The sequence below is a fragment of the Sphingomonas vulcanisoli genome (assembly GCF_011761305.1).
Lineage (GTDB): Bacteria > Pseudomonadota > Alphaproteobacteria > Sphingomonadales > Sphingomonadaceae > Sphingomonas_I > Sphingomonas_I vulcanisoli.
Genome location: NZ_JAAOZC010000012.1, coordinates 62,497 through 74,171 on the forward strand (window position 1 = coordinate 62,497; position 11,675 = coordinate 74,171).

Annotated in this window: 15 protein-coding genes and 1 pseudogene; 9 read left to right on the forward strand and 7 right to left on the reverse strand. The window is 61.6% G+C overall.

The window, feature by feature from the left end; genetic code table 11:
* Positions 1-31 precede the first annotated feature (31 nt).
* Together FHS31_RS15670 and FHS31_RS15675 are read right to left on the reverse strand one after the other, a co-directional pair.
* Positions 32-517: a DUF4411 family protein gene (locus FHS31_RS15670; protein ID WP_167075267.1), complete on the reverse strand. Its 486-nt coding sequence runs from the start codon at positions 515-517 to the stop codon at positions 32-34.
* Complete coding sequence (locus FHS31_RS15675; RefSeq protein WP_243843512.1) at positions 517-1,392, reverse strand: ImmA/IrrE family metallo-endopeptidase; 876 nt, start codon at positions 1,390-1,392, stop codon at positions 517-519. Before FHS31_RS15675 ends, FHS31_RS15670 begins: the two co-directional genes overlap by 1 nt.
* A gap of 641 nt (positions 1,393-2,033) precedes the next feature.
* Here FHS31_RS15675 and FHS31_RS15680 point away from each other — a divergent pair.
* Positions 2,034-2,432 carry a VOC family protein gene (locus FHS31_RS15680; RefSeq protein ID WP_167075271.1) on the forward strand — a complete coding sequence of 133 codons (399 nt, stop codon included), beginning with the start codon at positions 2,034-2,036 and terminating at the stop codon, positions 2,430-2,432.
* Between the two features lie 90 nt (positions 2,433-2,522).
* Here FHS31_RS15680 and FHS31_RS15685 read toward each other — a convergent pair whose 3' ends face one another.
* Together FHS31_RS15685 and FHS31_RS15690 are read right to left on the reverse strand one after the other, a co-directional pair.
* The gene (locus FHS31_RS15685) at positions 2,523-3,164 is read right to left on the reverse strand and encodes a DUF1109 domain-containing protein (protein ID WP_167075273.1); all 642 of its coding nucleotides are present in this window, start codon (positions 3,162-3,164) and stop codon (positions 2,523-2,525) included.
* Positions 3,161-3,697, reverse strand: a complete 537-nt coding sequence (locus tag FHS31_RS15690) for a sigma-70 family RNA polymerase sigma factor (RefSeq protein ID WP_167075275.1) — start codon at positions 3,695-3,697, stop codon at positions 3,161-3,163. Before FHS31_RS15690 ends, FHS31_RS15685 begins: the two co-directional genes overlap by 4 nt.
* A gap of 265 nt (positions 3,698-3,962) precedes the next feature.
* Here FHS31_RS15690 and FHS31_RS15695 point away from each other — a divergent pair, with 265 nt between their 5' ends.
* The 4 genes from FHS31_RS15695 to FHS31_RS15710 are packed head-to-tail and all read left to right on the forward strand — an operon-like array spanning position 3,963 to position 6,612.
* Positions 3,963-4,643, forward strand: a complete 681-nt coding sequence (locus FHS31_RS15695; RefSeq protein WP_167075277.1) for a DUF1223 domain-containing protein — start codon at positions 3,963-3,965, stop codon at positions 4,641-4,643.
* 60 nt (positions 4,644-4,703) lie between these two features.
* A complete protein-coding gene (locus FHS31_RS15700; protein WP_167075279.1) occupies positions 4,704-4,976 on the forward strand; it encodes a pentapeptide MXKDX repeat protein in 273 nt (90 codons plus the stop codon).
* A 59-nt stretch (positions 4,977-5,035) separates the two neighbouring features.
* Positions 5,036-5,854 carry a cytochrome b/b6 domain-containing protein gene (locus FHS31_RS15705; RefSeq protein WP_167075281.1) on the forward strand — a complete coding sequence of 273 codons (819 nt, stop codon included), beginning with the start codon at positions 5,036-5,038 and terminating at the stop codon, positions 5,852-5,854.
* On the forward strand, positions 5,851-6,612 hold the full coding sequence (locus FHS31_RS15710; protein WP_167075283.1) for a molybdopterin-binding protein: 762 nt from the start codon (positions 5,851-5,853) through the stop codon (positions 6,610-6,612). The genes FHS31_RS15705 and FHS31_RS15710 overlap by 4 nt, the downstream gene beginning before the upstream one ends.
* 25 nt (positions 6,613-6,637) lie before the next feature.
* On the opposite strand, the gene FHS31_RS15715 is transcribed toward FHS31_RS15710, so the two are convergent.
* On the reverse strand, positions 6,638-7,516 hold the full coding sequence (locus tag FHS31_RS15715) for an alpha/beta hydrolase (RefSeq protein WP_341786385.1): 879 nt from the start codon (positions 7,514-7,516) through the stop codon (positions 6,638-6,640).
* 287 nt (positions 7,517-7,803) lie between these two features.
* Here FHS31_RS15715 and FHS31_RS15720 point away from each other — a divergent pair, with 287 nt between their 5' ends.
* The 4 genes and pseudogenes from FHS31_RS15720 to FHS31_RS15735 all read left to right on the forward strand — a co-directional run bounded on the left by FHS31_RS15720 (position 7,804) and on the right by FHS31_RS15735 (position 9,866).
* Positions 7,804-8,250, forward strand: coding sequence for a YidH family protein (locus tag FHS31_RS15720; RefSeq protein WP_243843514.1), 447 nt, complete (start codon positions 7,804-7,806; stop codon positions 8,248-8,250).
* Positions 8,251-8,330: 80 nt separating this feature from the next.
* A pseudogene (locus FHS31_RS15725) lies at positions 8,331-9,055 on the forward strand (SLC13 family permease).
* Complete coding sequence (locus tag FHS31_RS15730; protein ID WP_243843508.1) at positions 9,024-9,188, forward strand: hypothetical protein; 165 nt, start codon at positions 9,024-9,026, stop codon at positions 9,186-9,188. The pseudogene FHS31_RS15725 and the gene FHS31_RS15730 overlap by 32 nt, the downstream one beginning before the upstream one ends.
* Before the next feature lie 48 nt (positions 9,189-9,236).
* Positions 9,237-9,866 carry a glutathione S-transferase family protein gene (locus tag FHS31_RS15735; protein ID WP_167075285.1) on the forward strand — a complete coding sequence of 210 codons (630 nt, stop codon included), beginning with the start codon at positions 9,237-9,239 and terminating at the stop codon, positions 9,864-9,866.
* 54 nt (positions 9,867-9,920) lie between these two features.
* Here FHS31_RS15735 and FHS31_RS15740 read toward each other — a convergent pair whose 3' ends face one another.
* Both FHS31_RS15740 and FHS31_RS15745 read right to left on the reverse strand, forming a co-directional pair.
* Complete coding sequence (locus FHS31_RS15740; protein WP_167075286.1) at positions 9,921-11,219, reverse strand: PQQ-dependent sugar dehydrogenase; 1,299 nt, start codon at positions 11,217-11,219, stop codon at positions 9,921-9,923.
* Positions 11,219-11,653: a DUF2231 domain-containing protein gene (locus FHS31_RS15745; protein ID WP_243843509.1), complete on the reverse strand. Its 435-nt coding sequence runs from the start codon at positions 11,651-11,653 to the stop codon at positions 11,219-11,221. The genes FHS31_RS15740 and FHS31_RS15745 overlap by 1 nt, the downstream gene beginning before the upstream one ends.
* Positions 11,654-11,675: the final 22 nt, after the last annotated feature.

Here is an 11,675-nt window from a genome sequence, read left to right on the forward strand (position 1 = left end):
TGCAAAAAGTTCAGGCGTCGCCCTCAGTGGGTTAGCCCAAGACGAAGCGGGCTCTCTCTCGCCGGAGCATCTCGTATGGCGTCAAACAGGCGATGCCGAGCCCAATGCAGGCGTTGGGAATTTTGATTTTCCTGACCGACTCTGAAGGCACTTCATGCGTCACGACGACGCAGTTGGCCGCTTTAGCATGCGCGACCAGCCAATAGTCCGCCACCTGCAGGAAAGTGGCGATAGCCGCAGCCTCATAATTTTGTCCCGTAGCCCAAGCAGAGACCTCACCCAGCGCCGGCAATACGGTGTCATCCGGTGGGAGAAAGAATTCCTTTCCGCGGGCGGCCGCCCAATCGGAAAGCTCGTCACCGCCACCTGCAAGCTCATCGCTCACCTTCTCGATGCTTGCTACTTGGCCAGCGGCATTCTGAGCGATTAGCCATTGCCAAAAAGCGGGGCAGAAATCGAAGCCGTAATGGAGATTCTTCGCTTGTATAAAGATGTTAGCGTCGAGCAGGTAGCGCATCAGGCGAGCACCCCGACCTCTTGCCCGATGTGATTGAAGGTCTCGGTCTTAGCAACGCCGAGCATGCGGAAAGCGTCTCGATAGAGCGTTTGTCCCTCTAACGTGCTTTCGACCAAGGCGCGTGCGAACCGTCGGCTAACCCTTGTCAGAGTGGTACGGTAGAAATCACCGCCGCCGCCGCTTTGCTCGGCTAAGGCCCGAAGCCGCGCTCGCTCTGCTGCCCAAGCGATATCAAAACGTGCCTGAGTCAGCCAGCCAGCATCAAGCAAACGCCGCAGGATCACTAAGCTGCTGACCTTGTAGCGCCGAGTAAGCCTAGACACAGCATTGTCGAGCGCCTCGTTAGGCTGAAGGTCACCTCGCAAGACCGCCAACGGAACAAGCAGCTCCGCTGCCACTGCATTGCACCACACTTCTTCTCGGCGATGGCCGTGCATTGTGGCTCCGCCGACGTTAGAAACAGCCGTCGCACCGAGCCAAAGATGGGCTAGTTCGTGGGCCAAAGTGAACATCTGTGCCGATTTGCTGTCCGCACCGTTGACGAAAACGAGCGGCGCCTGCTGATCGGCCAACGCGAACCCTCGGAACTCCTCAGGATCAAGCCGACGACTGTTGTTGCTCAAGACCACCCCGCTGATCATCACCAAGATGCCCAGACTGTCGGCCCCAGCTATGAAAAGCCGCAGCGCTTCCTCCCATGTGCGACAGGCGACGCGCGCAGCGAGGTCAAAACCGATGGCCTCGGACATGGCAGCGGCGATCGCTACGGGCGAATCCGTAAGCCGCGCGCTACCCACTTGTTCGATTACGGGCAGCCGAACTGCGCGAGCATAGTCCTTGAACCAGCCCTGCCGCTCTTGGCAGGCGTAAAGCATATCGAGCAAATCAGGGCTTGGCCGGGCAACACCGCGCCCGTCTATCGTCCTGAAATCGGGGATCGGAAGCTGTTCTACGGGTGGGGCAGGTAGGAATAGGTATCCAACCGGTACGTGGACAACGGTCGCGTAGGACTGCAATTGTTTGAGCGTCGGCTGTGCCTCTCCCGCCTCCCAAAGAGCGAGTTTTGGAAAGCGGTGTTCGAGGTCCGCCGGCTCCTTCCCCGCGCGTTCGCGCGCCCAGGTCAGAAGACTTGGCTGGATGGCAGCCCTAGTCATCCCTTGCCTTTATGGTGCATCCGCCACTCATCGAGCGTCTTTTCGACGATGGCGCCAGCGATCGCAAGCGCGCCGGAGCCCTTCGATGCCGTGGCCTCGTGGGCTCCTGATGAAAGGCGTTACAAGGTTTTTGTTAAAATAGCGTCCGTTAGACGCCGGTCGGGCGTCCTCCTGAGGGCACCTAATATCTGCCACGGCTCACAAGCCGCCCTTCAGGCTCGAACCTTTCTCTGCTGGCGTCAAGAAAGAGGTCGCGTCGCAGCCGCAGTGGCGTTCGTAAGAAAGGTGACAGGCTGCCAGGTTAAGCTATTGCACAGGTGCCGGCGGCCAAGTTGAGGCTATCAGCACTCAGGAGATAGCGCGTGCTTTTTCACACCATGGTCGGATCAAATGACATCGAACGGTCGAAGCGCTTTTATGATGAGGTTCTCGGCGTCCTTGGCGTGAGTGAGGCGACGCTGAACATAGCTGACAGTGGCCACACGCGCCTCTTTTATAGCAATGAGAATGGTACCAACTTCATCGTCTCGCAGCCCATCAACGATGAGCCGGCGACTGTGGCAAACGGCAGCACTGTCGCATTCTCTTGCAACTCGCCCGAGCAAGTGAAGCAGTTTCACGACGTCGCTGTCGCTGCCGGCGGTACGTCAATCGAAGCGGCGCCCGGACCCCGCGAGACGGCATCCCTCGGCGTGATCGAACTAGCCTATGTTCGAGATCCAGATGGCAACAAGCTCTGCGGAATTCACTTTCCTACCTGAGCAGCCGCGCCTGCTCCGGTTTCGTTGTAGCTGTGTCCGATGCGGCGAAACCTCACTCGAACTCGCGACAATTAGGCGCCGAGCAAGCAGCTACCAACGGATGAATCTTGGGCCAATCAACGCACCGAACGCGGAAGCTAGGGCGATGCCAAGAGAATACCAGGTCAGCACGAACAGCGCCGACACTTCGGGACAGTGCAGGCAATAGAGCGTTGCCGCCCATGCACCCGAAGCAAGGCCGGCGGCGGCGCCGGCTGCACGCAACCGCGTCGGCGCCAAGCGCTTGAACGACCATAGCAGTCCGACAAAGATCGGCAGCGACAGCGTCAGCACCAGCCAAGGACAAACCTTCCAGGAATGGCCGAGCCACATTGCCAGCCAGTCGGCTGGCGGGACATGCGACAATTCGGCGATGCTGACTGCGGCCAATAATCCGAACGGAATGAAGATCGGCCAAAAACCGGCCAGCCTCACTGGTTCAGGCCGCGAAAGCCGCGACACCATCATCACCGAGCCGATCCCAAGCGAGATCGTGTAGGTCCACTTCATCCAGAACGAGAAGCCATACATCGCGACCGCCAGATCGGGGCGGAAGCCCAGCGCGGTGGCTACAAGCAGCAGTGTAATCGCACCGCCGCCACCGATACCAAGCATCAGGCGCCGCCCGACCGACCGAGGGGGAACAGGCTTGAGATCACCAGCCAGTGTCTCGATGAGGGTATCGGTATTCATCCGCGCCCTCCTCGAAGGCGCATGGCAAGCGCCTTCAAACCGCGATGGATCGATACTTTCACATCTGACTCGCCCAGACCCGCCTCATGCGCGGCCTCCGCGACGCTTTGGCCGTCTATGCGCGTTTTCCGAATGAGGCTGGCCTGCTTTGCCGGAAGTGCGACGAGTAGCGCGTCGACATCCATCCGCGCGTTGGCCTCTTCCTCGAATCCCTCGAACGCGAGCAGCGTGTCGATACCGTCGAGGTCACAATGCTGCCGCCGGCGACGGAAGTGATCCACCAGTTTGTAGCGCGCCACCGCGAACATCCACGCGGAGAACATGCGATCGCGATCGTAGCTCATCCGGCGAGTGTGAACGGCGATCAGCGTTTCCTGCACCAGATCCTCGACTGCGTCTTCGTCGCCAAGGCGGCGGCGATAAAAGGCACGAAGCGTGGGGACGAGCGCCTTCAGCAACGCGGCATACGCTGCCGCATCTCCGTTCAGGCCGTCCACCATCCACGTTTTGAGCTGGTCTTCGCTCGCCGGCATTCGTGCTCCCGACCACCTATTCGCGCCAGGCACCGCAGAAGTTACAGTTTGCGGTTGATGGGGAAGAATTGCGGCTAGCCACCGCATATCCGAGATCTCGACGGGAAGCGAACGAGCGCCTAGCTAACTTTATTTTCGGACTGTGTAACCGCCACTCGCTTCATTGCGAACTAGGGGCATACCGCTCGCCGTCACGTGTCGGGCAACTGCCGGAAGTTCTCGCATGCCGAAACCACGATCAGCTTGGCTACCTCTATCTGCGGCGATGGTTGTCGCCATCACAGGCGGCTCGGCTGGCATTCGAGCAGCGTCGCCCAAAGATGCGACTGCCACTCCCACAGTCGTCGAGCTGTTTCAGAGCCAGGGATGCTCGTCGTGCCCGCCAGCTGACGCCTATCTGAATGCGATCGCCGATCGTCCCGACATTCTCGCGCTGTCGTTCGCGGTGACCTATTGGGATCAGCTTGGCTGGAAAGACACGTTCGGATCGCCACGTTTCACCGACCGCCAGCGGGATTATGCGCAGGCGGGGCGAGGCCAGGTCGCGACGCCCGAACTGATCGTCAACGGCACGACCGCTGTCGTTGGCAGCAACCGCGCCGCTTTCGATGCCGCAATCGCGAAGGCTGGACCGCCACGCGGTGGGCCGGCAATCGCTGTCGAAGGGTCGACTGTTCGGATCGGCAAGGCAGCGAGCGGTGTGCCGTCGACCATCTGGCTTGTGCGATACGATCCCAGGTTCCGCGATGTGCCCATCCGCGCGGGCGAGAATAACGGCAAAACGCTTCCCCATCGTGGCATCGTTCGCGAGCTCATCCGGCTCGGCGATTGGCGTGGTGCGGGCATATCGTTCGAAACGCCCCGGCCGCGAGAGTCGGGGCTGCTCACTGCAGTCCTCGTTCAACGGGGCCGCGGGGGGCCCATCGTGGCTGCGCGCAGGTTGTAGACTTTCCCTGGTCGCCGGTGCCCCGACCAATTCCCTCAGGGCACCTCTAGGAGACGACCCATGAAAATGATCACCCTGATTGCGATGTCCGTCCTGTCGATGGCCGCCGTCGCTCCCTCGATGGCGCAGGATGCGATGATGAAGGACGGCATGAAGTCCGACAAGATGATGAAGATGTCGGCGGCCGACACGAAGAAGATGAATTCTTGCCAGGCGATGACGCACGACGCGATGATGAAGAGCGCCAGCTGCAAGAAGATGATGAAGATGCATCCCGACATGATGAAGAGCGACGGGATGATGAAGCATGATGGCATGATGAAGGGCAATTGAGCTGCGGCAGGGGCGGCGTGACATGATCACGCTGCCCCTGCGCGAATTGAGGTGTGCCCATGTCAGATCCAACCGATGCGGCTGCCGATGGTGGCAATCTTATCTACCGGCAGTGCAGGCCGGTACGGCTCTGGCATTGGATCAACGCCATTTCCGTGATCGTCATGCTGATGAGTGGTCTCGCGATCTTCAACGCGCATCCCCAGCTTTATTGGGGTCAGTATGGCGCCAATCACGAAGTCCCGTGGTTCGAAATCGGAAGCTCAGGCAGTTCCGGCTTCCTACGTCTCGGCCCGATCACGATACCCACGACGGGCGTGCTCGGAATTTCCAGTGGCAACGAGCTAGCGTTTCCCGCGCTCGTCACGATCCCTTCGAGTTATGATCTGGCGACCGCCAGGCAATGGCACTTCGCCTTTGCCTGGCTGCTCGTCGGAGGCGGATTGCTGTTCTGGCTGTGGGGGTTCGTCAGCCGCCACGTCCAGCGCGATCTCGCGCCGACGCGGCGCGAACTGCGCCCGGCGCACATCTGGCAGGACATCAAGGATCATGCCCGCCTGCGCTTCCACACCGGCGAAGGCGCGCGGCGCTACAACATCCTGCAAAAGCTCAGCTACATCGGTGTTATCTTCGGCTTGCTGCCCGCGATGGTCCTGAGCGGCCTGACCATGTCGCCTAGCATGGATGCGGCCTGGCCCTGGCTGCTCGACCTGCTCGGCGGCCGTCAGTCGGCGCGTTCGATCCACTTCATCTGTGCCAGCCTGCTCGTCGGGTTCATCCTGGTGCATCTGGCGATGGTTTTGCTGGCCGGACCATTCAACGAACTCCGGTCGATCATCACCGGCTGGTATCGCCTGCCGCGGGAGACGTCGAGATGACGCTGCTGACACGCCGTGGCCTGATCGGTTCTCTCGGCGCGGGCGCGGGAGGTCTTTTACTCTCTGGATGCGACCGGATCGTCGCGGCGCCTAGCGTCAAGCATGTCGTCGGCATCGGTGAGACCCTGACGATGCGTGCGCAGCGCTTGCTGACAAATCGCAGCGCGCTGGCGCGGGAATTCCCCGCCTCCGACATGTCGCCGGTGTTTCGCACCAACGGCAACACCATGCCGCAAAGTGAAGCCTATCAGGCGCATGTTGTCCATCGCTTCGCAGACTGGCGCCTATTGATCGATGGCTTGGTCAGGCGTCCGCAATCCTTATCCTTGGCACAGATCAGAGCAATGCCCACCCGCACCCAGATCACCCGCCATGATTGCGTGGAAGGGTGGAGCGCGATCGGCAAATGGACGGGTGTGCCGCTGAAGCTGCTGATCGATGCCGCCGGTGCGCTACCCGCCGCACGCTATGTCGTCTTCCACTGCGCCGACGATTTCGATGGCGATCCTTATTACGAGAGCATCGACCTAATCGACGCCCATCATCCCCAGACCATCCTCGCGTGGGGGATGAACGACCAGTTGCTCAGCGTCGGCCATGGTGCGCCGCTTCGCCTGCGGGTCGAGCGACAGCTGGGATATAAGCAGGCCAAATATGTCATGCGGGTCGAGCTTGCCGACTCGCTAGACAATATCGGATCGGGCAAGGGCGGCTATTGGGAAGATTCAGCCGACTACCAATGGTACGCCGGGATTTAGTACCAACATGAATCTCGCTCAGCCATCACCCTTCCACCTTAGCTTTGCTTGAGCCAACGTATCGATTGAAGAAGCGAACCGTGTCGTCGAGCACCGGCCCCTTGGTTCGGAACGGCTTGGAGACCGCCATGATCATGTCATTGTGGCTGAACCCCGGATATTCCTGAAGCACAGTGTCGGTGCTGCCAAGCGCCTTTTCCCGATGGGCGAGAGCGATAGCATTACGCGGCTTCACCTCGGTGTCGGCAGTACCCGTACCCAGCCATAAGGGAGGAGCATCTTTTCGGGCAAAGGTGATTGGCTGCGTTTGCCCAGGGTCGGGAGCATTTCCCATCGCGGCCACGGCCCGCGCGGAGTCGAAGGGATAGAAATCGTAGGGCCCCGCCAGACCCGCCGCCGCCTTTATCACGCCCGGATCGACGCCGGCCGAGCGCAGATACCGGCTGTCCAGCGCCAACATGATAGCGTTGTAGGCACCCGCCGAATGGCCGGCGAGGACGATCCGATCAGGATCGCCGCCATATCGCGCAATGTTATCATGCACCCATCGCACCGCTGTCGCGCCATCCTGCATGAACGCCGGAAAGCGTACGTCAGGCACTTTGCGATAGTCGGGCAGAACGACCACGAAGCCCTTGGCGGCATAGGCCCGCCCGACGAAGCCATAATCCTGCCGCCGACCTTTGACCCAGGCGCCGCCGTAGAAGAAGATCAGGACGGGTTTGTGGGCTCCTGCTGCTATAGGCGGCGCCCAGATGTCCAGGTCGCCGCTGTTCCCGGGAGCAAACGGAACGCCCGTCGCGACACGCCGAGCACTGCTTTCATTCGGCCAAAGACCATCCAGAACATCGAGCGACTTCGGCGGAGAGTATAAATAGAGGGTAGCGGCAATGGCCAGGATCACGGCCGGAATTGCGATCAAGCCCCACAACACGCGCACCTACTTTACCGGAGCTTGCGACAACGTCAGCGCGGAAGCCTTAGCCGCAAGCAGCGGGCGCACTTTTTTAGTCGCTACCGATGCCGAGACGAATTTCTCCGCAACGGGGGCGGTGGCTAGGCGCTGCATAATGGCTCTCCAAGATCATGCGCACAACGCGCGACGAGCTTTGAGGGCAGCGCGGCTCGCGGAAATCTTCAGACTTCCGCCTGCCGCTGCTGGATCGCCACAATTCGTGCGTCCGTGCGTTGATGCGCGTGATGGAAAACGATCCGGGAAAAGTTGCTGTAAAGGCGCAAGTGGAGCTTGCGGATAGCGCCGACAAACTGACTGATAGCGCAGCACAACAGACCGACAGCGCCGATCGCCGCACCGAGCTTGCCGCAGACCGCACCGTCCTCGCCGCCGAGCGTACTTACGCGGCTTGGGTCAGGACCGGGCTCGCCGCCCTCGCTTCCGGGATCGGTGCCCGCGCTCTGCTCGACAAGATCGTCGCGCCCTGGTTTATCGGGATAACGGGATCTGTCCTGATCCTGTTCAGCGGCTTTTGCTTCGCTGCAGCCGTGTGGCGACAGATGGGCAAGGTCGCGCCACCCAGGCCGGACGCGCACCGCATCCCACCCTCGCTGCTGATCGCGGTCAACGGGTTCCTGGCGCTGGTCAGTCTCGCCGCTCTCGTGGGGATTTGGCTGCATTGACCTCTTCACAGGCGCTGCTCTTCGCGATTCTCGGCGGAGCCATTCTCTGTTTCGCCTCGGGCCGGTTTCGGCTCGATGTTGTGTCGCTGGTCGCCTTGTTCGCTGGGCTGGCGCTCGGCGTCGTGCCGGCGAAGACAGCGTTCAGCGGCTTCACCAGCGATGTCGTGATCATCATCGCATCTGCGTTGGTCGTGAGCGCCGGAATCGCGCGATCGGGTGTGATCGAATGGGCCGTCAGACCTCTCACGGCGCGCCTCAAGCGGCCAAGAAGCAGGTGCCGGTGATGGCCGCCGCGACGGCCTTGCTGTCGATGGTCACCAAGAATGTCGGCGCGTTGGCGATCCTGATGCCGGTTGCGCTGCGGATGGGGCGCGAGGAGAAATCGTCCCCGACCGCGCTGCTGATGCCGATGGCTTTCATCTCGCTGCTCGGTGGGCTGGTCACGCTCGTGGGCACGTCGACCAACATCATCGTCAGCCAGGTCCGAGAGGAAATGGTCGGCAAGCCTTTCCAGATGTACGACTTCGCGCCGATCGGCCTCATTCTCACCGCACTGGGATTACTCTTCGTAAGTCTCGGCTGGCGCTTGCTGCCGCGCGATCGCCAAGGCCGGGCGGATCTGGGCGATGTCGCCGCTGCGTCCACCTACAGCACCGAAGCCAAGATCGCCGACGAGTTGCCCAAGGACATGGTAACGATTCCTGCCGCTTGCCGAGAGATCGGTGAAAATGGGCGATCAGCGCGGCCGCTGGCTCCCTGCGTTGATCCTCGCGGTGGCGATGGTGCTGCTCGGGCTCACGGCTGACGATCTGCTCGACCGCCCATTCTATCATCCGACCTTCGAGGAAGGCCTCAAACCGGCACTGCGCTCGATCTGCAAGCAGGTCGGCGTCCAATTACCCGACGTAAGCGACGAAGGCGGCCCGCCAGGCGCCTGATCACGTGCCGATCGCTTCCCACATCCGACACCGAACGAGAGGTTACCTATGATCACCCTACATCACCTGAACGTCTTGCGATCCACCCGCGTCATTTGGTTGCTGGAAGAGCTTGGGCTCGGCTATGAGTTGAAGACCTATCAGCGCGACCAGAATTTCCGCGCACCACCGGAACTGGCGTCCGTGCATCCCTTGGGAAAGGCGCCGATCCTTGTCGACGATGGTCTGGTGCTGGCGGAATCCGCCACGATCCTGCGCTATCTCGAACAGAAATATGGCGATGGTCGTCTGGTTCCGGCACCCGGCACACCGGATCGCGCGATCCACGACGAGTGGCTGGATTATGTCGAGAGCTCGGCGGCGCTCCCTGTCATGTTCACGTTGCTAGGCGCTAAGACGGGCGGACTGCCAACCGGTTTGGCCGGTTTCACCGGACCGGAACTGGCCAAGGCGCTTGCCTACATCGCGGATCGGGTGCGCGATCGCGAATATCTCATGGGCGACCGTCTTACCCTCGCGGACATCCAGATGAGTTACCTGCTGACGGCGCTGCGCAACGCAGGCCAACTCGGCACTTACCCCGCCGTCGTCGCTTATCTAGATCGGCTGGAGGCTTCGCCGGGCCTTAAGAAAGCGATCGAGGTCGGTGGACCGATGAGCCTGCCAGCGCGAACCTAGAGTCTCTTCGCAGTGTCGCCGCGCGCCCTACCCTCGGGCCGGCGCGCGGGTCCCTTACTTCGGGCTCACCCGCCAGATCGTGTTCGACAGGTCATCTGCGATCAGCAGGGCGCCGGTCTTGTCGAGTGCAATCCCCACCGGTCGCCCGCGCGCCCTGCCGTTCGCATCGAGGAAGCCCGTGACGAAATCCTGCGCCTTGCCGCTGGGGCGGCCGCCCGAGAAGGGAATCCAGGCGATCCGATAGCCATTGAAGTGGCCCCGATCCCAGCTGCCGTGTTCGCCGACAAAGGCGCCATTCGTGTAGGCGGGCGTAAGTCCTCTTGCGCTGGCGAAAGCCATTCCAAGAGGCGCGACGTGCGATCCGAGGCTGTAGTCGGCCGGTATCGCCTTGGCGACCATGTCCGGTCGCTTTGGCATCACTCGGGGATCTTCGTGCTGGCCCCAATAGGACCAAGGCCATCCATAGAAGGCACCCGGCTTCACGGATGTCATATAGTCGGGAACGAGATCCGGCCCAAGTTCATCCCGCTCGTTGATCACCGCCCAGAGCTGTCCCGTCTCCGGGTTGAACGTGAGCCCGTTGGGATTGCGCAGGCCCGTCGCATAGTCGCGGTGCGCGCCGGTGGTACGGTCAACCTCCCAGATGCGGGCGCGGTCCTTCTCGGCCTCCATGCCGTTCTCGGTGATGTTGCTGTTCGAACCGATGCCAACATAAAGCTTCGTTCCGTCCGGGCTCGCCGTCAGGCTTTTGGTCCAGTGGTGGTCGATTGGGCCACCGGGCAATTCGGTCAGCAGGGTGCCCTTGTCGGTGATCTGCGCCGCACCCGGTTGGTAGGCGTAGCGCACGATGCCGTCGGTATTGGCGACGTAGAGGTCGTTGCCGACCAGAACGACGCCGAATGGCGCATGCAGATGCTCGAGGAACGTGGTGCGCAGCTCGGGCTTGCCATCCCCGTCCGCATCGCGAAGCAGTTCGATCTTGTCCTCGCCCTTCACCTTGCTGTGGCCCATCGACTGGACCCAGCCGACGATGATGTCTTTCGGGCGGCCAATGGGCTCCTGCGGCGCCTTGGGCTCGATCGCCAGAACATCACCATTGGGCAGGACATAGACCGATCGGACATTCTTGAAGCCGGTCGCAAACGCAGTCGCCTTCAGGTCTGCCGGCACCGTCGGCACATCGCCGTTCCAGGCCGTGGGCGTCGCGATGTGCATCGGCGGCATGAGGTACTGGTTTTGCGCGGGCAGGGTCGGATTGGGCCCGACCTGTGCGTCGGTCGGCCCACCGCTGCTGCCGCAGCCGGCGAGCGCAAGGCAACTCGCGCCGACGGCTAGGAGATATGCCGCGCGCATCACCGTGCCTCCTGCCGTGCTTCGAGCGAATAGCCGAGCCATGAGGCGACAAAGGCGAGAATTGTCGTGATCACCGACAAGACCAGGCCCGTCGGCATGACCGACGTCCAGGCGTCGCGGCTGTGAATGAAGATATTCACGAGCGCGAAGGCCATCATCAAGATCGTCGCCGCGCTGTGCGGCCAGGGGCGCCGTCGCGGCCGGTCGCGATGGATGATCGCATCGACGATGCCGGCAATGGCGGCGAGCACGCCTCCGACGAGGCCGAACGTGATCTGCCAGGCCGAAAAGTTTGCCCACTGCATCTGGGTCGAGTTCACGTAAATGATGTCCGTCACCAGAGCGCCGGTGAAGAATGCCAGCGGAAAGGCGCTCAGGATCCCATGGACGGGATGGGTTCTCGCCAAAGGCGCGATTGGCGTGGCATAATTCAACGGCTTGCCTCTCGAATTGACG